We start from the raw sequence: 23,039 nt of genomic DNA, 5'->3' as shown, positions 1-23,039 counted from the left end.
GATTTGCTGATGAGAAAAATGAGATGGACAGCCGTGACGTTAACCGTTGCCATGGCCGTAAGCGTACTGTCGGCATGCAGCGGAGGAAACGAAGGCGCGGGAAGCGCGGACGGCAAAGACAGCAAGAAAGAAGTGGCGAATTTGAATCCGACGGGAATGCCCATCGCCAAGGAGCCGGTATCGCTCACCTTCTTCACGGGGAAGGCGGCGACGAACGGCAATAACTTCGAAGAAACGCTCGTTTGGAAAGAATATGCCAAAATGACCAACATGAACATCAAGTTCCAGCTCGTCCCGTTTGAAAATCTGACGGAAAAACGCAATCTCGCGCTGGCCGGAGGAGATTATCCCGACGCGTTCTATTCGGCTCGCGTGCCTTCCTCCGACCTGATGAAATACGGGGCGCAGGGAACCTTCGTCAAGCTGAACGACCTCATCGACCAGTACGCTCCGAACTTCAAGAAACTGATGGAGAAATACCCGGATTTGAAGAAGGGGCTGACGATGCCGGACGGCAACATTTATTCGTTCCCTTCCTTCTACAGCCCGGAATTTCTTCCGATGCTGATCGGGACCCCGCTCTGGGTCAAGCAGGACTGGCTGGATAAGCTGGGCATGAAGGAGCCGGCCACGACGGAGGAGTTTTACCAGTATTTGAAAAAGATCAAAGAAACCGACCTGAACGGGAACGGGCAGGCGGATGAAATTCCATATGCGGGAGAGGGAATCAACCCGCTGATCGAGCAGCTGCGCGGGGCGTGGGGCTTCGGAAACCGCGGTCTCGGCCACAAATTCGTCGATGTGGACCCGAAAGGCGGCGACCTGCGGTTTTTCCGGACGGACCCGGGTTACAAAGAAGTGATCGAGTACATGCGCAAGCTGTACACCGAAGGCTTGATCGATAAAGAAATCTTTACGATCAAGACGGCGGCCCTGTTCGCGAAAGGACAGAAAGGCGTATTCGGCGCCACCATCAATCCGAATCCGAAAACCCAGATGAACCAGACCGGCTATTTCGGGCTTGGCGCACTGAAAGGCCCTCACGGCGACCAGCTGTACTCGCACGTCAAGGTGCCTGCCGTATGGCCCGGCGCGTTCGTCATTACGGACAAGAACAAGAATCCGGAAGCGACCGTGCGGTGGATCGACCATTTTTACGGCGATGAAGGCGCGACGTTTTATTTCATGGGAATCGAAGGCCAGACTTATACGAAAACGGCGGACGGCAAGCTCGAATTCGTCGAGGAAATCACGAAAAACCCGAACGGCCTGACGATGGACCAAGCTCTGGCGAAATACATCACGTGGCTCGGGGGTAGCTATCCGGGATACGTGCAGCAGAAATATTTCAAGGGCTCGGAAACGCTGCCGGAATCCGTGGAAACGGGCAAAAAAGCGGAGCCTTACGCCGTGAAGGAGCTGTGGAACAACTTCAACTTCACCGAAGAAGAGACCGAATTCCGCTCGACAGTGGGCAAGGATATGGAAACGTACATCGGCGAAATGGAAGCGAAATTCATCACCGGCTCCCAGCCGATGTCCGAGTGGGACAAATACGTGGCGACCGTGCAGAAGATGGGCGTGGACGAATATATGAAGATTTACAAGCAGTCTTACGAGCGGTATAAAAGCAGCAAGTAAGGGTTTGAGGCAGAGCGGGAGGAGGACGTGACGTCCTTCTCTTTTTTTATAGCCCGGTAAGGAAGAAAGGGGAATGGTTCATGTCCCGTCGCCGGATTATCTGTCCGCGCATAAGGTAGACGCGATACGTGAATCTGAACGCGGCATATCTAGGCCAGCGGTTCAAACAGGTGATGTCGCTGAATTTATCTGATTATACCGCAGCTGCTCGGATACAACGCGCGAAGCAGTTGCTATCCAATCGACCACGATGAAAATTTTCGATGTAGCGAGGTTATCCGGGTACCAGAGCCCCAAGCATTTCATGCTTGTATGTAAACAAAAGACAGGTCAGACACCCGGCGAATATTGGTAATATCCCCTTACTGTCCAGGCTGCCTTCTTTTTAATAAATGAACATTCAATTTGTATGGAACTTGATGAAAGGTGGGGGATAAATGAGTGATAGTGGATATAGAATAAAATGTATTCGTAAAGAAAATAATCTAAACCAATCTCAGTTTGCAAAAAGTATGGGAATCTCTCAAGGGAATCTGAGTGAAATTGAAATGGGAAATAGTAACTTACGAAGATAAACGGGATTTTTATGAAATGGCTGTACTCTGGGAGGTTTGGAACTCTGTCCGTAGATTTTAGACGTTGGGGTTGGTTTGGACGGAGCGAATGTGGCTGCGGATGTGGAAGAGACAACAGCCTCCCGGCATGATGGTCCTGTTGGTGAAAAGCTTGCAAATCAAGCGTTTATTCTCGTGCAAGACCGAGCCTACGGAAAGATTGAACGGTTCGATCACTATGTTTCAGAAAGTCAGTATTTTGTAATTCGATTAAAAGAAAATGTCCACTTGGAAAAACCCTGCGCCTTACGGAGGCAGTAACCAAACGATTCGCCTGTCACACGTGACATTACCTGTCAGTTTGGAACCAAGCAATGTCGCTCTCGTTGGCGACATCGCGTAGTCATGTTTGATGATGGGCATGGACGTGAGATTCGAGCGGTTACCAATTTACTAGGTACTTCGCCGGAACAAATTGCTGACATGTATAAAGCTCACTGGAAAATTGAGCTTTTTTTCCGTTGGATCCACCAACATTTGAACGTACCGACCTTGTTTGGCACATCTGAAAATGCGGTCTATGGCCAACTTTATGTTGCTTTAGTTGTAAAACTCGCTTTTCTTAATAAGAGAGAGCGATTAATTACTATAGATGAAAGTTAAATATACGGTTAATCAACAGGCATGGTACATATTTTGATTTAAAATCCTTTTTTTACACAGGATGTTGTTTTTCCAATTATTAAATCGAATATAAAATAAAGCGCATACAAACTTTATACTACAAAATATTACAAAATTTTTAGGATAAAGGTTGTATGCTATAGCTATAATATTATCCAAATTAAAGGTGGAGAGGGAAATGAAATACTGGTACGCATTATTTGTTGAATCCAATCAAGAAGAAATAGTGCTCCAACATCTTAATCTGCATTTTGACTGCTCCGTTTTAAACGCCGTAGTTCCTAAGCGAAGAGTGCCCGAGAGAAAAAACGGCGAGATTCAACATGTTATAAAGAAACTTTTCCCTGGCTATGTTCTGATCAATTGTAGGTTGACCGACGAAATCTACTATAAAATTAAGAGAATCCCCCGCTGCTACCGTATCGTACATAATGGAAAGAGCTTTAATCAAGAGGAATGTAAAATAGAGCCTCAAGAAATCGAACCCATTATTAAATTGCTTGGTGATAGAGATACATTGGAGTATTCTAGCATTTATCTTGTTAAATCAAAAGTACTTGTCACTTCAGGGCCTCTAAAAGGATTAGAAGGAATCATTAAAAAAGTAGATAGCCGTAAAAATAGAGCTAAGATTGCACTGAACTTTTTGGGAAACGAAAAACTGGTAGATGTCGGAGTTGAAATTATTCACAAATTAAATCCACGTTCCTATGAACCTTCAAATTAAAAATCCCGCGAAAAGCTGCCTCTAGCCCTTGCTGGATTTATGTTATAGAAGTAAGAAACAAATTCATTTCTTTTAATATCTAAATAATATCTAGCATGGAAAAAAACGAATAACTTTACACCATCGTCCTATATTTTGATAACTATTGACAAATTTTGTGTACGGGAGTATTATTTGATCATGATATATCGCTTTATAACATATTAACATTATTAAAGATATTAATAAAATGAATATAACAATACCTGACTGGCAATAATCGATGTTTCGGCACGTTATTGGTCATAAGGAAACATAACAAGTAGCTTCAGTAGTTCGGTGAAAATATGGCTGGACGAAAGGGCGAAGCTGGGTTTTTTGTGAAAAATGTCGAAAATTTCACAAGGAGTAATTAGGAAAAAATACATAAGAGTAAGCGGCCTGTATTTAAATGGATATAGGTCGCTATTTTTTTGTGGATTGAGTTACACAATGTGAAGCTTTGATCAAATAGATCATTATTGATGAAATTCATTCGAATCTTCTATATTTGAATGAATTTCATAATGCATTGCCTTAAAGAGCAACAGACTCCTCCAATTTCATCAACTTCATTTTTGAATCCATAGTTGCATACTTAAATGTGTAGTTTAGATACTGTAAAGTGAACCCTTTAAATCCATATTAAAATAGATGTTTCCCCCTAACTACTTTTCTTGATTCCTCATCGAGGCTCGATGGGTATCTCGTCTCTTAACGTAAAATAAGTACCGGTTAGTTGAGCTGCAATTCTTCTTCGCAGATTGATTTCTGTTCGTCCTCCATTTGCTTTTTTTAACCAAGCTTCACGCTCGTGTTTAGGCTTTCTTTTTTTCAACTTCAACAGGCGCTCCGTGACGCGACTTTTTTCTGACTAAACTCAGGATCGATGAGATACCTAGAGTTGAAAATATAATGTCAAATCGATGTTTCCGGAATATAAGGCATAGGGAGTTCACCTCGTCTCTTTGGTTTGCTTAGTCGCTTAACCTATTCGAGATTTGGGGAGGTGCTCTTTTTTATGCCTAAAGAACCTTGTTATATCAAGGACTCAGATTTATTAAATTGATGCATTTACTATTAATGTGGGGGTAGAACATGACGACCTGTATTATGGAGGATGTGCGTATGATAATCGAAGTTTCAGACGTGGTCAAAAAATACAATAATCTCGATGTGTTGAAAGGGGTTACTCTGAGCATACGTGAAGGTGAGATATTTGGGCTGCTAGGACCGAATGGGGCTGGGAAGTCTACGTTGATGAATACGATTTTAGGACTTTTACGTTTTAACAGTGGCTCAGTGAAGATACTCGGCAAAGACTTTTCAAAACATGCAACAGAGATTAAACGCAAAATTGGTTACGTTCCTCAGGAAATTGCTGTATTTGAAACGTTAAATGCGATAGATAATGTCACTTATTGGGGCAGATTGTATGGTCTGCGAGGAAATGAGTTAGCACAAATGGTTAAGAAGGCACTGGAGTTTACTGGTCTTTGGGACAGAAGGAAATCGAAAGTGAGCACCTTTTCAGGCGGCATGAAGCGAAGGCTCAATATTGCTTGTGCGATTGTGCATAAACCGCGTGTTCTATTTATGGACGAACCGACGGTTGGGGTTGATCCGCAATCACGCAATCATATCTTGGAATCTATCCGTATAATGAACAAAGAAGGCACGACGGTCATTTATACGACTCACTATATGGAAGAAATCGAGGCAATCTGTGACCGTGTTGCTATCATGGATTTTGGTCAGTTAATTGCACTTGGGACAATTGACGAATTAATCGCTGACCATATCCACGAAGTGTGCCTAAGATTGGAATTCACTGCTAATGCAGCGGAATCTGTCAAAGTAATCGAGTCCTTTGATGGAGTTTTGTCCTTTAGTGTTAACGAAGAGATATTAGAAATTAAACTAGACAAAGATGACAGTCGTATTCCTCTTATATTGGAACAATTAATCAAGCAACACTTTAATATAAAATATATGGCAGTAGAAAAACCGAATTTAGAAACTGTTTTCCTCCAATTAACAGGTAAAAAGTTGCGTGATTGAATCGGAAAAGAGGATATGCAATGAATATTTTGTTCCAGATGTTCTATGCGGTTAAACGGATGATCATGAATCCAAAAGCAATTTTGATTAATTTGCTTACTTATGCTATCGTTATTCTCATTTTGGGTTCGGTATTCGGTAGTACATATGATATACAAAAGTCATTGGGGAAGGTCACAATAGCTTATGCAAACCTTGATTCAGGCAGGAATGGCGCTATTGTTGATGCTGTTTTACATTCAAATGATGTTACTCAGCTGGCGGAACTAAAGCCGGTTATGTCATTAGATGATGGCAAAGTTCTTATTAATAAGGACGAAGCAGATGTCATTATTTATATTCCTGATAATTTCTCAGACGATAAAGATCTCCCCCATGTCGTCAAAGTCTACTTATCAACAGATTATGGTGTACCTACGATGGTTGTTAAGAACATTGTAAGTAGTCTAACTAATATGATGAATACGTCTAGTGTTATTTATAAGATAACAGGACAAACAGAAGTCGATGCGATGGCTTCCGAGCTGCAGAAAAATAATGAAGAGAATGTCAAAGAACAATCCTTAACAAGTTCAAGTTTGCAAGCGACGACTGCGATGGGGTATTACAGCATAGCGATGATACTGATGCTATTATTATACGGGCAAGAATACGGTATTTTTATGGCGTCTGAAGACTATTTGGGCCCTTTAGGTAATCGAATGCGCTTGTCTGCTGTGAAACCGTATGTACAGTATATTGGCAAAGGACTTGGTTTGTCATTGGTGACATTTCTCCAAGGGGTCATCTTACTCTTGTTTACAAAGTACGTATATGGTGTGGATTGGGGAAACCATATTATGGTTGTACTTCTTACTTTGTTTATATTATCCATACTCGTTACACTACTTGGGTTGATGCTGGTTATTATTACACGTAGTATTCAAAAAGCACAATCAATATCCAATTTTATAAGTCTGGGGGGGACTTTCATCGTTGGCGGTTTTGTAATCGCGGACTTTGGATCAGTTGCCTATCTATCACCAAGCTATTACGCTAAGACTGCTCTTTTCAATGTCGTATATGGGAATCAAGTGGAACAGGCACTTATTAATATTGGAGTAATGATACTAATTTGTATCGGATTCGTGCTTGTAAGTTTGGTTGCTTCGAGGAGGACGGTAGAATGACAATATTTCTTAATTGCATTAAACGTGTTTTCCAGAAGGGTTGGAGTTTGTTGTTTATTTTTGTTATACCGATTATACTGATTGTTTTTTTGATTGTGGTGAAATCTCAGGAAGTTCAATATAAAATCGGGATAATAGATGAAGACAATACCTTGTTTACTCAAGATTTTATAGAACAATTGGAGGGGCAGTACAAGATTATCAATCTGACAAGCAATGATGATATCAAAAGTAAGGTTATTAATTCAGAACTAGACGGTGGATTGCTTTTTCAGCAGGGCTTCACCGAAAGCTTGTTGGATGGTGAGGACGTCTCTGTATTAATCTATGATATAGCAGGTACTGACATCTTTGGTCCTGTAAAAGTGTATGTGTCGAGCTATGTATCTTCTGCGAAAAAAATTGCAAGTGCGTCTGGAGGTGATGAGAAGACTTTTTACCAAGGCATGGACTATTACAAGAACAGCGCGTTTAACGTTACCTATGAAAGTTCGCTTAACTATGCAGGTTCAGAACGAGACGTCAGCAATGCGGTAAAATCATTAGGATTTATTGCTAGTGGTATGATATTTCTCATGACATTCTCCACCAGTTTAATCTTGCAAGATAAATTATCAGGTGTGTATGATCGTATTGCAGTTACGCCCATATCGAGATTTAGTTATCTCCTACAAAATATGCTGGCATGTTTTGTGATCGCTGCTATTCAATCAGTATTGTTACTGAGCATTATAGCTAGCATAGTAGATTTTCCATTCGGGCAGACATTTGAGCAGAAACAAGAAGTGTTGCTCGTATGCTTGGCTTTCTCCCTAGTTTGTGTCGCTCTAGGTATAGCAATCAGTAGATTCTCGAACACCCGCCTAATGGCTGGGTCGCTCTCGACTTTAATTTACTTTCCTATGCTAATGCTGGGGGGCTGTTTTTGGCCGCGGGAGATTATGCCTAAATTTGCGCAGCAGATCGGAGATTTTTTTCCGACGACATGGTTTTTGCAAGCAGGTAAAGATGTTATAGCCGGGAAAGGTATTGCTGCTGCTTCACAGCAACTGATATATTTGCTTTGTTTTGCAGCTTTACTTATATTTGTTTCCTTTATCGTAAGAAATGAAAAGGTAAGGACGTGATGTGAACATACAAACAATTGTGGTAGATCAAAAAAGTAAATGACATGCAAAGACAGGTCGTAATCCAATGGATTACGACCTGTCTTAACATCCAAGGAGGGAGTGTTGCGTTTATGTCCAACATAGCGATCTTACTGCCAGGCATAGGATCACAATATTTAAAAATGGGAAAATCCATGTATGACAACTATGCATCAGCAAAAAGGATTTTTGATATTGCTGACGAGTGTCTAGGTTATCATCTGCGGGAACGAATTATGTACGGTGATAGTAAGGAATTCAATGATAAAACATTTGTGCCGGCAGCTATTTTGACAACGAGCATTGCGTTTTTCACTGTATTTCAAGACGTATTTAATATTAAGGAGGCTTATTATGCAGGTCACGATATAGGAGAACTGTCGGCATTAGTTTGTTCAGGGGCAATCGATTTTTCAGATGCACTTAATTTTCTCGTAGAACATAGTCAAATTACTTTGTCCCAAAACGATGCATCAAATAAGGAAGAAATATCATTTCGGTTACAGGAACTTATTTCAAAACTAACTTTAAAAAGGCATGTTGAAAACGTTATCACCACTGTAGATGGCATAATATATACGGACAGTGAAGATATTGTCAGGTTAATGTTACAACCTTATACCCAGACCCGATGGAAAGATACGATTCGATATATGACGAACCAAGGTATTTATCGCTACATTGAAATAGGTCCTTCCAACATGTTGCGTCCTCAGGTTTTAGATGTTGAGCCTGCAGCACGTGTTCTTACGGTGGATTATGAAGGCGACCCTTATTATTCCACGGAACTGTTCAAGAAAAGAAAGTTATTTAATAAGACGTATTTGTTGTCAAGGATGTTAGGAGTTGCAGTTAGTGTACCAAACAATAATTTTGACGATAGGGATTATCTTCAAAATGTCGTTACGCCTTACAATCAGTTGAAAGACATCTATGATAAGTACTCGTCCACCAATGAACAACCTTCCGACTCGGATATGGCAGATGCAAGCCGCTATTTTATGCAAATTATGCATGGAAAAAAGACTGAGGCCAATGAGATAAACCTAAGACTATCCGATCTCCAGGAAGAAACTCTCATCGAAGAAGTCGATATGTTCATTGATTTGAATAAGACCACGTTACTAGCAAAGGGCACACCGGTTAGTGGTATGTCTTAAGGAAGGAGCGACAATATGGTAACAACTAAAAAGACGAATGCAATGGACCTTGTTATCTCGATGTTTAAAGACGGAAGAATAGATAAAGCAGAAGCGGGTCAATTGTTAAAGGGACTGAATTCGCAAAAGACACCGGTTGCTATAGTTGGGATGGGTTGGAAATCTCCTTTGTCGGATAATTATAACGACATATGGGATGTAATATCGAACAAGCGCACGTTAGTACAGGCATGTCCAAAGGATAGAATAACACGTGCCGCGCAATTGTTGGGTGGATTAGATACTGATGAGCGTAATTATCATTATGGTGCCATCTTATCAGATATCGATGAGTTTGATTATGAGTTATTTGGTATATCGCATGAAGATGCATCATTGATGGAACCTAGCCATAGAATCATGCTTCAAGCTGCATACCGGGCACTTGAAGATGCCGGTTATCTTGGCACAGACCGCAGAAATGAGATTACAGGGGTGTATATCGCCGCTAATTTTACTGCTAACCAATTAGTTAATTATCTTAAGCATATCGATGATATTAACATGAAATCGTATATGTTGAATTGGACTAGCTTTCTTGCTACACGCCTTTCAAATAAATTTGATTTGCGAGGTCCTTCAACTGTAATTGAGAATAGCTGTGTTAGTGGTGCAGTAGCGCTTTATGAAGCTTGCAATTTGCTTGAAATGGGTAAAATTACGTCAGCACTTGTCGGGGGAATCAATATTTCGCATTTGCTTGATCAAAGAATCGTATTGAATGAAGTTTTTCATCATGCGCCGGATATTGCGAGTAAAGGCTTTGATGATGAGCCTGGTGGTAACTATGTAGGAGAAGGAGCAATCGCCTTGTATTTAAAGCCGCTTGATAAGGCGGTGGCGGATCAAGACCGGATACATGGGATTATCCGGGGGATAGATACAAATAACAGTGGTGGGGCGACCATTGACTTTCTGCAAACAAGTTCGGAAATGATTACACAAGTCGTACAGGGAGCGCTTATTGATGCGAATCTAAGCGCGGAAGATATTACGTATGTTGACGGTGAAGGGTATTGTGAAAGAATTGAACAAGCGTTAGAAGTTAAAGGATTGATTAATGGCTTTCAAACTTCTACACAGAAAAAACAATATTGTGCACTTGGACTAACGAGTGTGAATTTAGGCTATTCAGAAGCAATGCTAGGTTTTAGTAATGCTGTGTGTTCTGTGCTTGCCTTAAAAAATAAACAGATACCGCCTGTCTATAAATTTGATACCCCTTCCTCCTATTTGGATTTAATCAATTCGCCATTTTATATTAACGACAAATTAAAAGACTGGGAAGTTGAGGAAGGGAAAAAACGTATCGTTGCATCGTTTTCTAGTGGGTATGGCGGAGGGAATGCACTTACCATATATGAAGAGTATATTCCTGATGAACGGAATTTACAGCCATGGATTAAAGACTGCTATTTATTTTGTATTTCGGGGCACACGCTTGTTTCCTTGCAACAGACAATCAGCAAATTTACGGAATTTGTAAAGCAATATAAGGATACGGAGACGGCTAACGCGCTTGATTTTTCCTATACGGTTCTGGCACGTCGGCAGCATTATAGTCCGTATCGCCTAGCGGTTGTTTACCGTACATTTGATGACCTCTATGATACTTTAAGCCAATGGATCGTTCAAAACAGATCCAGTCATGATATTTACTATGATGAGAAAAGAAGAAAGAGCGTTGCAGAAAATCGTAATGTAGAGCAAGGCATGTTGTCTTCTTTTGCCAGGTATGATATGCGTGAAATCGCTGAGTACTATGTAAACGGTTATGCCATTGATTTTAATATATTGTTTCATGATGAACAACCCAGATTGATTGATGTTCCAGGTTATTGTTTTACACAATCGAAATGTTGGATAGGAGGGTAGATTAGGGCGTTAATGAACGTTCTAATCAATTATTATGATGAGAAAAGCATTCTATTTTCCGGGACAAGGTTCACAATATGTTGGCATGGGGAAAACACTATGTGAAAATTCTAAAATCGCTTCAGATGTATTTGCGGAAGCGAGTGATGCATTGTCATTTGATCTAAAGAAGCTGTGTTTTGAAAGTGATCAAGCGAATTTAACATTAACACAAAATGCCCAGCCTGCGATTTTAACAACAAGTGTAGCCATGTTTCGTGTACTGATGGATAGGCATATGATTAAACCTGACTTAATGGCCGGACATAGTTTAGGTGAGATTACTGCACTCACTTGCGCAGGTGCCATCGATTTTGCTGATGCGGTCAGAATTGTGCGTAAACGGGGAGAGTTGATGCAAGAAGCGGTTGCACCGGAAGCAGGCTGCATGGTGTCAGTGTTGACGCGTGATGTGGAGAAACTTGAGCATATTTGTCATTCGGTTACTCAATCAAACGAGTTGGTAAGTATCTCTAATTATAATTCACGCACGCAAACCGTGATTTCCGGACATCGTAAAGCTGTTGATAAGGTTGTAACTTTACTGAATGAAGAGGGGCTAAAATCTGTTTATCTCAATGTAAGCGCTCCATTTCATTGTGGCATTATGCAACCAGTCGCAACGCTCTTTGAAGAAGAACTTAATAAATACCGGTTTACAAATTTCACGATACCTGTGCTTTCTAACGTAACAGCTAAGCCTTACCTTGGCAGTGAAGATATCATTCCTAATCTTACAGCGCAAATTTACACACCTGTTCGCTGGGTAGACTGCATGCTCTATGCTAAAAAATATATGATTCAGTATGGCGTGGAAGTAGGTCCGGGACATGTACTTAAGAACTTGATGAATAACATTTTCGGTGACACGCCTATATTTGCGTATGACCATACTAATGATATCGAAAAACTTGAAAAACACATTCAGAATACTGCTATTCCGTTTTTGTCCAGAAGTTTAGGTATTTTTGCGGCTACCCGTAATAATAATTGGGATAGTGAACAATACCAACGTGGGGTTATTGAACCCTATAGCAAGTTAAGTGCACTTCAGAGCGAGATTGAAAATGAAGGAAGAATTGCTACTGAAGATGAGATGCAACAGGCTATTACGATGCTACTAACGATGTTCAAAACGAAACAAACAAGCCGGGAAGAACAGATCGCAAGATTAAAAGAGTTATTCAGAGATTCCAATACAGAAACCATTTTCGAGCATTTTGATTACAATGCAATCTAACAAAAGAAGGGGGCTATCCAGTGGATTTGAATATGATTAAGCAAATACCGTATTCGCTATCCGATTCCGATTGTCATGAACCTTCTGCTCAAGATATAGCGATCATTGGTTTACATGCAAAAGTTGGAAAAGCCAACAATGTTAATGAGTTTTGGGAGTATATCCGCGATGGGATGGACCTGATCACTGATTTTCCGCAACAACGGTATCAGGATGCGGTTCGATCATATCAGTGCATGCAACAGAAGGAAATGCCTGAAGGTTTAGGGCAATGTGCTTATATGGAACGAATCGATTTATTCGATCCAAGTGTATTTAATATCTCACCTCGGGAAGCTGAATTCATGGATCCAGCGCAGCGTATGTTTTTGGAGTCGGCTTGGACAGCGCTTGAGGATGCAGGTTATGGTGGCGGTTGTTTAAAAGGAAGTCCGACAGGTGTGTTTTTAGGCTATACAAGTCCGCCTGATTCCTACCGTTCGTTGCTGAAAGAGAGTGATGCGCATACGTACGGAATTTCAGTTTCTGGGAATGTGGATGCCATTATCGCAAGTAGAATTAGCTACCTATTAAATCTAAAAGGACCGGCAGTTAATATTGATACGACTTGCTCATCCTCTTTGGTAGCTGTGCATATGGCTTGTGAGCAAATCATTAATGGCAGCATTACAATGGCGATTGCGGGTTCTGTTCGCTTCAGACTAACACCCGCACCACAAGTGATTGAGAACAAGATGGGGATTGAATCTTCTTCTTCGAGAACGAAGACGTTTAACTATGATGCAGACGGTACAGGCACAGGAGAAGGTGTTATATGTTTTATCCTGAAGTCGTTACGCGATGCGGTCCGCGACCGCGATAATATTTATGCGGTTATTAAAGGAGGAAGTATCAACCAAGATGGAGCTTCGATTGGCATTACTGCACCAAATGCCGAAGCTCAGGATTCTGTCATAAGAAGCGCATGGAAAGACGCTCGAATCAATCCTGAGACGATATCATATATTGAAGCGCATGGTACAGCAACAAAACTTGGCGATCCTGTTGAAATTAACGGTATAGAACGTGCGTTCAGCCGAGTGACGGACAAGAAACAATTCTGTGCAATCGGATCTGTAAAGAGTAACGTGGGCCACCTTGATAGTGCAGCAGGAGCGGTAGGGCTGCTTAAAGCAGTTTTAATGCTAAAGCATAAGCAATTACCTCCAACGCTTCACTTCACGGCACCTAACCAAAAGATTAATTTTTCATCATCTCCTCTTTATGTTAATGATAAGTTACGTTATTGGGAGCCGACGCATTATCCAAGACGATGTGGCGTTAGTTCCTTCGGCATGAGCGGAACAAACTGCCATCTCGTTTTAGAAGAAGCCCCCCAAGTAGAGAGTGTAATAGATAGTCCAAAACAGTCTCGGATATTTACAGTTTCAGCCAAAGATGAACAGACTGTTCGCCGTTACATTGAGCTGTATAAGCAACACTTGACGCAAATGCCAAACTGCAATCTTGATGATTTATGTTATACCGCCAATGTCGGGAGAGTTCATTTTGAATGTCGTTTTGCGATGATTCTTCATTCTCCGGATGATCTTTTTGCGATTAGTTTCACACAGCATGCTAACGATAACCGGTATGTCTTTGGCGAACATAAAATAACGGATTCCGATATTACGGATGGATATATTCACCGCGATACGGTGCAATTACTTTCGCAAAAAGCTGCTGACATAACGCAGCAAATTATCCATGAGCCGGACGAAGGGCACCATAAGGAGTTATTAAATGAATTAATTGCACTATATGTCCAAGGTGCGGCTATTGACTGGGAACAATTATATGGAAAAGAAGAACGCCGTAAATTGAGCATCCCTACTTATCCGTTCGATCACAAAAGATATTGGGTTTCGTTACCGTCTAGACAAGAAAAAGAATTATTCGAATCTCGCAAAGAGAATCTTCATCCATTAGTTCATACATGTGTGTTAGATACCCATCGTATGCATGTATATATGACAAAGATGAATGTTGAACAATGCTGGGAATTAAAATGTCATATGATAAATGGTGTTCATGTTTTACCTGGCACTGTTTTTTTTGAAATGGCCGTATTCGTAAGTACTCGGTATTTAAAACATGCTCAATTTGATATTGAGAATCTATTATATTGTGTTCCATTTGCTTGTGGCAGGGATGAAACTCGTACGATTCATACCATCATAAGGGAGGAGCATGATGTCATTACGGTAAATTGCTTTAGCAAAAACGATAAGGAAGTTGAATGGATCCATCATTTAGAAGTATCTGTGCGCACAAGAAAACATGCATCCCCTAAAAATAGGTCAATCGATATCACTTCGATTATAGCTCGTTGTGAGGTAATGGATAAGCATACATCGTTGGCACCTAAATCAATTGTAGAAATTACAGGTAATAAGTGGAACAATCTATCGGCGCTTTATAAAAATGATAAAGAACTTTTACTTTGTTTCTCAGTTGATAAAACATTACTAGCAGAAGTGGATCAATATATACTGTTTCCGTCTTTACTAGATCCGGCAATTAATTCTGGAAATTTGATTATTAATGATGTATTTTTGCCGTTCTCCTGCGAACAAGCGCGCTTCTATCAACCTCTTCCGCCTAGAATGTATAGCTATATTAAACTAAAAGAGCAAGAACGTGTAACTCAGGAGTTTGCGGCTTTTGACGTCACGCTATTGGACGAGGATTTTCATGTCATTGGGGAGCTGAACAATTATGTTATTAAAAAAATCCATGACGAGGAGAACTTTATGAAGTCCTCCCAACAACAGTATAGAACGACACACTGGATTGCTTGCTCTGACCCCATTGATAAAACGGTGAATGTTGTGAAGGAAGACGATTGCATACTCATAATGTATCGTCGAGGGCAGCTTAATTCGTCTTTGATGTTGGAGATACGTCAGTACTTTGGAAAGCGGATAATAGCTGTAGAGTTAAATGAGACCTGTGATTTTGATACCATTCTATCTTCATTGGCGAAGGAGAATATTAAATATATTGTTCATATTGCTTCGCTTATTCATGAAGAGATGCAATCAGTCTCACAGGTTATAACAGAGATGGAGTTGCTCTTCGAAAGCACATTTAATCTGATAAAGGCCTTACTTAACCAAGATGTTCGTCATTCAATAAACTTGGTTATATTCACCTCAAATGCAACGAAAGTAACCGGTGAGGAAGAACGGATTCAACCGTTGAGCTACGGATTGAGTGGGATGGTCAATACGATCGGCAGAGAGTATGCGAACATAAAGACACGCGTAATAGATATTGATAACGATACGTCTGCAGATGTTCTAATCGAAGACATGCTTAGCAATGAATTGTTGCATGCTGTGTCCTATCGAAAAAATGTGAAGTATATGCAACAACTTAACAATGTCACACATGGAACAACCCTTGATGATGAACAAATGACGTTAGTCGATAACGGGGTTTATATCATCACAGGAGGGTTAGGTGGCATGGGGTTAGCCATTTCCCAGTACTTATTCCGCCTTAATCCCACTATTCATATCGTATTGCTTAACAGGACCTATTCAAGAGATACATTTTCGCTTCTATCGGAGCCTCTTGATCCAACACTGCGTAAGAAACTGGAGCAGGTACAAAGCCTTTGGTCTCAAGGATATTCATTGGATATTATGCAGGTTGATATTGCTGACTATGTACAAATGGATGATGCATTACAGCAATTACGAGATGCACATGGAGCGATCCGCGGGGTAATACATGCTGCCGGTATTGCTGGAGACGGTTTCATTATGAATAAGACATGGCATACGTATGAATCGGTCTTAAGGCCTAAAATTGCCGGAACCTGGGTATTGCATGAACTGACGCGCGATGATCCGTTAAGCTTTTTTGTGATGTGTTCTTCTTACGCCTCCATATTCGGTGCAGCAGGACAAAGCGATTATGTCGCTGCGAATGCGTTTCTGGATAGTTTTTCATATTACCGCCGTACATTAGGGTTGCCTAGTTTGACCATTAACTGGACAGGGTGGCGTGAATCAGGGATGGCGGTAGTAAGTGGCATACGCGAAGAAGGGGTGTATGTGCGATTCCTTAATGATGAAGAAGGAGCCGCCGCGTTCTGGCATGCCTTAAAAACAAAGCTGCCACAGGTACTGATCGGAGATATTGATTACAAAGCATTAGAAATAGAACATGACAATCTTATCATCAGTTTGTTTGAGAATGGCAGCAATCATAGAGGTAACGATCAGAGTCATTGGAGTAAGGGGACTAGCCTTGAGGATAAAGAGATCGTTGTGATCGGGAAGAGTATGAGCGATATTACGGATATTGAAAGAAATGTAATCTACGCTTGGTCGCAAACTCTCGGTAAAGATCAAGTGGATATCTATGCTAAATTTTTTGAATCGGGTGGCAATTCATTGCTTGCTGCATATCTTCAAAAAGAACTGGATAAGTTCTACCCCGGTATCATCGTGATTACGGATATGTTTGTGTATTCTACAGTAGTAGAAATCGCGCAATATATTGAGGCAAAGACAATGAAGAGCGACAAGATAACAGTTAAGAAAGAAAGTAGTAATAACATACAGGATATGGTTGACCAATTCGTTTCAGGTGATATGGATATGGAGCAGGTGCTAGCCTTACTTGATAAGGACAATTAAAAGGAGGGATTTAGTTATGAACACTGTAAAGAGATTTATTTTAGATCAACTCAGCATGAAGCATATTTCCCAAACAGAAGCAGTAAATTTGTTAGCGAAGCTTCAACAAAATGAAGAAGAGAAATTAACCGAAATAGCGGTCATTGGCGTTGCAAACAGGCTGCCTATGGCAAAAAATCCAGGAGAATTCTGGGGTAACTTGGTAAATAGTAGGGTTTGTTTTGTACCGAAACCTGAAGATAGGCTCGTTTTTGACAAAATGCTCTTAAAGAATAGTGCTTTTGCCGAGTATATCGGCTATACACCTTCGCCAGAAAATTATGACAAACTTGAACAGTTTCAAGGTGGTTATGTTACGGATTGGGATAAATTTGATGCAGCCTTTTTCGGAATTCCTCCCCGGGAAGCACGCTATATCGAACCTGAGCAAAGGGTATTCATGGAAACTGCGGTGACGGCCATCGAAGATGCCGGTTATAGCATTCCGTCGATAACCAATTCGAACATGGGTGTATTTGTAGGAAAAGATGAAACGAACTCTATCCATTATAAATACCTGACCGAAGATGATCAGATGAAACTAAGTGGATTTTGGAATGGGATCTTAGCAAGCCGTATTAGCTATACGTTTAACTTAAAAGGGCCCGCTCTCGTCCTTGATACTGCCTGCTCTTCCGGACTTGTCGCAATACATGAAGCGTGCAGCGCTCTTCGCAATCAAGAGTGTGACATGGCACTGGCGGGTGGAATTAACCTCGGCATCACTGGTTTCAACATGCAAGATAGTGATAACAAAGAAACATCAGATGAGGATATGAGTATTATGGACACCGTCCAATCCAAGGACTATCGCATCCGCACCTTTGATAAGAAGTGTAGTGGTACGGTGTTCTCTGAAGGTGTTGTTGTATTCTTATTGAAGCCACTAAAGAAAGCGATAAAAGATGGCGACCACATTTACGGTGTGATAAAGGGGAGCTCGGTAAACAATGATGGGGCTTCAAACGGTATCACTGCTCCGAATCCGCTTGCCCAAGAGGAAGTCATCATTAATGCGTGGAAAAGAGCTAACGTTTCACCAGAATCTATCAGTTACGTCGAGACACATGGTACTGGAACGTTGCTCGGTGACCCGATTGAAGTTACTGGCTTATCTAATGCTTTTTCAAAATTTACGGATAAAAAGCAATTCTGTGGAATTGGTTCTGTGAAAACAAACATCGGACATACGGTCGGTGCTGCCGGTCCTACAAATCTTTTAAAAGTTCTTCTATCTATGAAACACCGGATGTTACCACCGAGTCTTCATTTTGAGGAGACGAATCCATACATTAATTTTATCAATTCACCTCTATATGTAGTCGATAAATGCATGGATTGGGATAGCGGGGAAATGCCGCTGCGAGCAGGAATAAGTGCGTTTGGTTTTAGTGGAACCAATTGCCACATTATCGTAGAAGATTATAAGGATTCTGATCTGTTACCGGACACGACTTCAAATAATGTACTTACTCTATCGGCAAAAACTGAAACCGCTTTAATAAACTTAATTCATAACTATGAACAATTTCTTGAGAATGAACAAGATATACCGGTCGGTAACCTATGCTATACGGCGAACACGGGCCGGGGGCATTATACCTATCGAATCGCTATTGTATTCAATACCCTCAAAGACCTAACAGACAAACTTGCTATTCTGAAACAAAACGATTTAAAAAATATGGTCAATCATAGCATTTACTATGGAAAAAATCATGTCGTATCGGATAAGCGGCAAAGTATAAATGAAGGCGATATTTCAACTAGTGAGCTATCTCGGATAACACAAGAAGCGCAAAAACTTGTTTTAACAGGGAGAGAGGTGAGTGAAAACATTTCACAACTTTCCAAGCTTTGTGAACTATATGTAAAAGGAGCCACAGTTGATTGGAAGCAGTTGTATCAAAACGGTTCATATAAGCGCGTTTCCTTACCAACTTATCCATTTGATAGAACGCATTATTGGGCTGAACCGATTACAATGGCACAATCTATTACTAGGAAACCGGATAATACGATATTACATCCGCTTGTTCATCAATGTATTGTTGATTCGATGAAGCAAAGTGTGTATCTCATTAATCCCGAACTAACAAAAGAATGGGTTGTTACCGACCATAAGCTTATGGGCACCCATCTGCTGGTCGGAACGGCATATCTTGAAATGATTAAAGAAGCATGCCAGCATTGTTTTAACAATGCAAATATTGTGATTCAGGATCTCGTTTTTATGGCTCCATTGTTGGCTTATGAGGGGGATATGGACATCCATATTGTTATTACCCAAAATGACGTTAATGCAGATTTTTCGGTTGTATCTAGGCATGAGGAATCGACTGGGGACGTGTGGATAGAACATTCCAAGGGTACGGTTAGTATGCATGATGATACGCCGCCTAAGCAGCTGCAATTTTCAGAAATAGAATCAGATCCCGCTTTGAAAAAGTTTAGTATTAAACAAGGATTGGAAGAAAAAGAACTAATTCTTAATAGTTGGGAAAGTGATAATTATTTTGGTGAGCGTTGGGAATCCATAATGAATTTCTTCACCAAGGCAAATGGTGATCGGGATGAGATTATAACCGAGATAAAAATTCCAGACAAGTATTTGTCTGATTTAGACCATTTTTCTTTCCATCCGGCATTGGTTGACAATGCCATTAATATTCCCGTTATCCGACTTTATACGGGTGGGCGTAAACTATTGCCTTTCTCGTATAAAAACTTAAAATTCTATCGCCGGGTTCCTAATCATTTTTATAGTAAGATTACTATTTTGACGAAGGATAATAACACGGAAGTTTTCTCGTTCCGCGTCTCACTCGTGGATATATCCGGCAATGTGATCGCAGAGGCGGAAGAAGTCACGCTTAGGCAAATTAGCAAAATGAATGAGTTTAAAAAGAACGCCTTTTACGGCGTAAACTGGATGTTGCAACCTACAACGATACAAAAAACTCAGAATGTGCAAGGTAATATATTAGTTTTTTGTGACCAGGGTGAATATTATGCTCGTGCACTTGCAGAACGAATCCAGCATCCAGACAGTCGGTTGTTCTTTGTCTCAATCGGCAATAAATTTAGCCAAATTGATGCAACCCAGTTTACTGTCGGTGAGGACGAGGAAGATTATGACAAACTGCTTGCTGCGATTGGTGTGAACAACCTTTGTTCAGTCTATCACTTCAGTACCGTTAACTTTACACGAACAGACGTTTCGGCGGAGCAATATGGAGAAGAATTACATCAAGGTCTCTATAGTGTGGTTTATTTGACCAGAGCGATACTTAGAACGATCCGTGATTCTGTCGAGTTTGTGTTGATGACTGACTATGCACATGAAGTAACAGGGGAAGAAGCTTGTATCAAGCCTGCACACGCAGCCTTTCTAGCAGTAACCAAGTCGACTGCGACAGAGTATCCTAATCTTCGCTATCGTTGTATCGACATAGATGAGGCAACAGATATGGAAACTGTACTAGATGAGGTGTTGACGGAGAATCCAACCTTCCGCGTCGCATATCGAAACAATCAACGATTCACGGAGGCACTTACTGTGATCGAACAGAAACCAGAATCGATAAGGGAGCTGGAGATTAAGCCAACAGGCGTCTATTTAATTACAGGAGGTACCGGTGGATTAGGGTTGCAAATGGCAATAGATTTAGGAAATAGGGGAGCACGAACAATCTGCCTTCTAGCTCGTAAAGCATTGCCTGACCGGTCAACGTGGCAAACATTACTTTCGAATGGAGATCGTAAACTTAAAACCCTGATTGAATCGATCTTATATCTCGAAAACCTAGGGTGTACCATTTTGCTTCGCTATACGGATGTTGGTGATAGGGTACAAATGGAAAGTATTCTATCAGAGCTAAAAACCGCATATGGTCCTATTAATGGCATTATCCACTGCGCTGGAATGGCAGGAGATGGATTCCTGTTTAACAAAAATATGAATACATTTCATGATGTCATAAGACCAAAAATTAATGGTACGGTAGTATTGGACGCTCTGACGAGAGAAGAGACGCTTGATTTCTTTATCCTGTTTTCTTCGATGACGGCTTTATTAGGAGGACCGGGGCAAAGTGATTATACCGCGGCGAACGCTTTCCTTGATGCATATGCACCGTACCTTAGGAAAAAAGGTATACCTGCGCAAACTGTGAATTGGCCAGGATGGAGTGAAGTGGGTATGGCAGTAGATTATCAGGTTGCTGATGCCGTTACCTTATTCCGTTCACTGGAGACGGAAGTAGCTATTCAGGCGCTAAATGAGATCATAAAGTACGATTTAAGTAATGTTTTACCAGGGCAAATCAATTACGACATTCTTCAACAAATAGGGGAGAACAATCTTCCATTTAGACTGTCGGCATGGTTGAAGAAAAACCTTGATCGTCATATGAGTCGTCACAATACACAGAGAAAACAAGTAGCAAAACAAACGATTACACCAGAAGATATACACGTTATAGGTAAAAATGATAATTATACGACCACAGAGAATGAAGTGGCGTTCCGCTATGCTGTCGTTTTGGATTTAAGGGAGATTGATATCTATGAGAGTTTTAATTCTCTCGGAGGGGATTCAATTCATGCGATGGAGCTTTTAAAGGAACTAAATGCGATATATCCTAGAACGATTGATATTACGGATATTTTTACGCACTCTTCCGTAGAAGAATTAGCGGGGCTCATTGATAAGAAGCGCGGTATCGGTAAAGAACAATCCGATGACAAGGCGTTTATTGTACCGGATTATAAATTGTCAGATGACGATATTATGTCAATGTTAGACAATGTGGAAAAAGGCAATGTATCCTCTTTAGATGAAGCGATCAAAGTAATTAAAAGTAACAAATGATACATGATTGTTTCATCATATCTCGGATGTCGAACTGTAGAAAGGGGTTATTGATATGGGCAATGAGATTAAACTGTTTTGCATTCCTTATTCAGGGGGATCCGCCGAAGTATATCGCAAATGGAGCAAATCGTTATATAGCGAGATACAATTATTCCCTGTGGAATTGCCGGGTCGTGGCAAGAGAATATTTGAGCCACTTAAGGACGACATAGATAGTATTGTGGAGGATATCACTGCTACGATAGCAAGCAATGTTACTTCGAACGACGATTATGCGATATATGGACATAGTTTAGGTTCATTACTTACGTTTGAAACCTATTACAAGTTAATCGAGAACGGTGTTCATAAACCGCAGCATATTTTTTTTAGCGGACGTAACGCACCACAAAATATGCATAACCAAACTTCAATTCATCTATTGCCAGACGAGCAATTTTTGCATGCGGTTATGAGTTATGGGGGCAGTACGCATGAAATAATTCAAAATCCAGAGTTGCTTGATTTATTCTTACCGATATTGCGCGCTGATTTTAAGATATCAGAAACATATTGTTACCAAGAGAAAAAAGATAAGATCGCTTGTGATATTACAATCATTAATGGTCGCAACGACCACAGTGCTATAAGGTATGACATGGCCGAGTGGAAATATTATGCAGGTGGGGCAGCGAATTTTCATACGGTAGATGGTGGTCACTTTTTTATTACAGAGAATTATGGACCTGTTGTGGATATTATCAAGCAGACATTGACAATATCGGACAAAATTCTAGAAAGGCAAGGATAGATCGTTTTATTGTAAAATAATCTTCTCTTATCTTAATTGGAAAAGAGGTTTTGAATCTATGAATAGCAAGATTATATGGGGGATAGTACTATTAGCACTGAGTTTGTTTCTTAAGCCAATAATGGCGATTGCGGGGCTGAATGAAAGGTTGTTCGGATTGCACTTGCAAGGTGAAACCTTGTTTTCATTGAGTCCATTCTTAGTTCGGATTATTTTAGCAGTAATTGGGGTTATTATGCTTATCATCGGCGGTATGCAAACTGCAAACCAGAAGAAAAAATAATTGAA

The 23,039-nt window shown here is 40.7% G+C and carries 14 protein-coding genes and 1 pseudogene; all 15 read left to right on the top strand.

Going from position 1 to position 23,039, the window contains the following annotated elements:
- Window positions 1-9: 9 nt before the first annotated feature.
- On the top strand, window positions 10-1,641 hold the full coding sequence (locus tag PCH01S_RS06750) for a type 2 periplasmic-binding domain-containing protein (RefSeq protein WP_084706552.1): 1,632 nt from the start codon (window positions 10-12) through the stop codon (window positions 1,639-1,641).
- A gap of 250 nt (window positions 1,642-1,891) precedes the next feature.
- Window positions 1,892-1,996: an AraC family transcriptional regulator gene (locus PCH01S_RS31280; RefSeq protein WP_241688862.1), complete on the top strand. Its 105-nt coding sequence runs from the start codon at window positions 1,892-1,894 to the stop codon at window positions 1,994-1,996.
- Window positions 1,997-2,078: 82 nt separating this feature from the next.
- Window positions 2,079-2,216 carry a helix-turn-helix domain-containing protein gene (locus tag PCH01S_RS29650; protein WP_084706551.1) on the top strand — a complete coding sequence of 46 codons (138 nt, stop codon included), beginning with the start codon at window positions 2,079-2,081 and terminating at the stop codon, window positions 2,214-2,216.
- 90 nt (window positions 2,217-2,306) lie between these two features.
- A pseudogene (locus tag PCH01S_RS31735) lies at window positions 2,307-2,858 on the top strand (transposase).
- A gap of 199 nt (window positions 2,859-3,057) precedes the next feature.
- Window positions 3,058-3,606 carry an antiterminator LoaP gene (gene loaP / locus PCH01S_RS06740; RefSeq protein ID WP_042227902.1) on the top strand — a complete coding sequence of 183 codons (549 nt, stop codon included), beginning with the start codon at window positions 3,058-3,060 and terminating at the stop codon, window positions 3,604-3,606.
- A gap of 1,146 nt (window positions 3,607-4,752) precedes the next feature.
- Window positions 4,753-5,685, top strand: a complete 933-nt coding sequence (locus PCH01S_RS06735; protein ID WP_241688863.1) for an ABC transporter ATP-binding protein — start codon at window positions 4,753-4,755, stop codon at window positions 5,683-5,685.
- Between the two features lie 20 nt (window positions 5,686-5,705).
- Window positions 5,706-6,854: an ABC transporter permease gene (locus PCH01S_RS06730; protein ID WP_042227898.1), complete on the top strand. Its 1,149-nt coding sequence runs from the start codon at window positions 5,706-5,708 to the stop codon at window positions 6,852-6,854.
- Window positions 6,851-7,981 carry an ABC transporter permease gene (locus PCH01S_RS06725; RefSeq protein WP_084706549.1) on the top strand — a complete coding sequence of 377 codons (1,131 nt, stop codon included), beginning with the start codon at window positions 6,851-6,853 and terminating at the stop codon, window positions 7,979-7,981. The genes PCH01S_RS06730 and PCH01S_RS06725 overlap by 4 nt, the downstream gene beginning before the upstream one ends.
- Before the next feature lie 113 nt (window positions 7,982-8,094).
- A complete protein-coding gene (locus PCH01S_RS06720) occupies window positions 8,095-9,162 on the top strand; it encodes an ACP S-malonyltransferase (protein ID WP_042227896.1) in 1,068 nt (355 codons plus the stop codon).
- 15 nt (window positions 9,163-9,177) lie between these two features.
- Window positions 9,178-11,076: a beta-ketoacyl synthase N-terminal-like domain-containing protein gene (locus tag PCH01S_RS06715; protein WP_042227894.1), complete on the top strand. Its 1,899-nt coding sequence runs from the start codon at window positions 9,178-9,180 to the stop codon at window positions 11,074-11,076.
- Window positions 11,077-11,113: 37 nt separating this feature from the next.
- Window positions 11,114-12,355, top strand: coding sequence for an ACP S-malonyltransferase (gene fabD, locus PCH01S_RS29645; protein WP_218002295.1), 1,242 nt, complete (start codon window positions 11,114-11,116; stop codon window positions 12,353-12,355).
- Between the two features lie 20 nt (window positions 12,356-12,375).
- On the top strand, window positions 12,376-17,046 hold the full coding sequence (locus PCH01S_RS06705; protein ID WP_042227891.1) for a beta-ketoacyl synthase N-terminal-like domain-containing protein: 4,671 nt from the start codon (window positions 12,376-12,378) through the stop codon (window positions 17,044-17,046).
- 16 nt (window positions 17,047-17,062) lie between these two features.
- The gene (locus PCH01S_RS06700) at window positions 17,063-21,958 is read left to right on the top strand and encodes an SDR family NAD(P)-dependent oxidoreductase (protein WP_042227889.1); all 4,896 of its coding nucleotides are present in this window, start codon (window positions 17,063-17,065) and stop codon (window positions 21,956-21,958) included.
- A gap of 55 nt (window positions 21,959-22,013) precedes the next feature.
- Window positions 22,014-22,751, top strand: coding sequence for a thioesterase II family protein (locus PCH01S_RS06695; RefSeq protein WP_053228668.1), 738 nt, complete (start codon window positions 22,014-22,016; stop codon window positions 22,749-22,751).
- Between the two features lie 58 nt (window positions 22,752-22,809).
- Window positions 22,810-23,034 (top strand): hypothetical protein, encoded by a 225-nt coding sequence (locus tag PCH01S_RS06690; protein WP_042227887.1) that lies wholly within the window; start codon window positions 22,810-22,812, stop codon window positions 23,032-23,034.
- The last annotated feature ends 5 nt before the right edge of the window (window positions 23,035-23,039 follow it).

The organism is Paenibacillus chitinolyticus NBRC 15660, assembly GCF_000739915.1.
Classification (GTDB): Bacteria; Bacillota; Bacilli; order Paenibacillales; family NBRC-103111; genus Paenibacillus_F; species Paenibacillus_F chitinolyticus.
This window is presented reverse-complemented; position numbering and strand designations above follow the sequence as displayed.

Bases quoted from the DNA above. Each gene is read 5' to 3' on its own strand.
- PCH01S_RS06750 (WP_084706552.1), top strand. From the start codon at position 10: ATGAGAAAAATGAGATGGACAGCCGTGACGTTAACCGTTGCCATGGCC.
- PCH01S_RS31280 (WP_241688862.1), top strand. From the start codon at position 1,892: ATGAAAATTTTCGATGTAGCGAGGTTATCCGGGTACCAGAGCCCCAAG.
- PCH01S_RS29650 (WP_084706551.1), top strand. From the start codon at position 2,079: ATGAGTGATAGTGGATATAGAATAAAATGTATTCGTAAAGAAAATAAT.
- loaP (WP_042227902.1), top strand. From the start codon at position 3,058: ATGAAATACTGGTACGCATTATTTGTTGAATCCAATCAAGAAGAAATA.
- PCH01S_RS06735 (WP_241688863.1), top strand. From the start codon at position 4,753: ATGATAATCGAAGTTTCAGACGTGGTCAAAAAATACAATAATCTCGAT.
- PCH01S_RS06730 (WP_042227898.1), top strand. From the start codon at position 5,706: ATGAATATTTTGTTCCAGATGTTCTATGCGGTTAAACGGATGATCATG.
- PCH01S_RS06725 (WP_084706549.1), top strand. From the start codon at position 6,851: ATGACAATATTTCTTAATTGCATTAAACGTGTTTTCCAGAAGGGTTGG.
- PCH01S_RS06720 (WP_042227896.1), top strand. From the start codon at position 8,095: ATGTCCAACATAGCGATCTTACTGCCAGGCATAGGATCACAATATTTA.
- PCH01S_RS06715 (WP_042227894.1), top strand. From the start codon at position 9,178: ATGGTAACAACTAAAAAGACGAATGCAATGGACCTTGTTATCTCGATG.
- fabD (WP_218002295.1), top strand. From the start codon at position 11,114: ATGAGAAAAGCATTCTATTTTCCGGGACAAGGTTCACAATATGTTGGC.
- PCH01S_RS06700 (WP_042227889.1), top strand. From the start codon at position 17,063: ATGAACACTGTAAAGAGATTTATTTTAGATCAACTCAGCATGAAGCAT.
- PCH01S_RS06695 (WP_053228668.1), top strand. From the start codon at position 22,014: ATGGGCAATGAGATTAAACTGTTTTGCATTCCTTATTCAGGGGGATCC.
- PCH01S_RS06690 (WP_042227887.1), top strand. From the start codon at position 22,810: ATGAATAGCAAGATTATATGGGGGATAGTACTATTAGCACTGAGTTTG.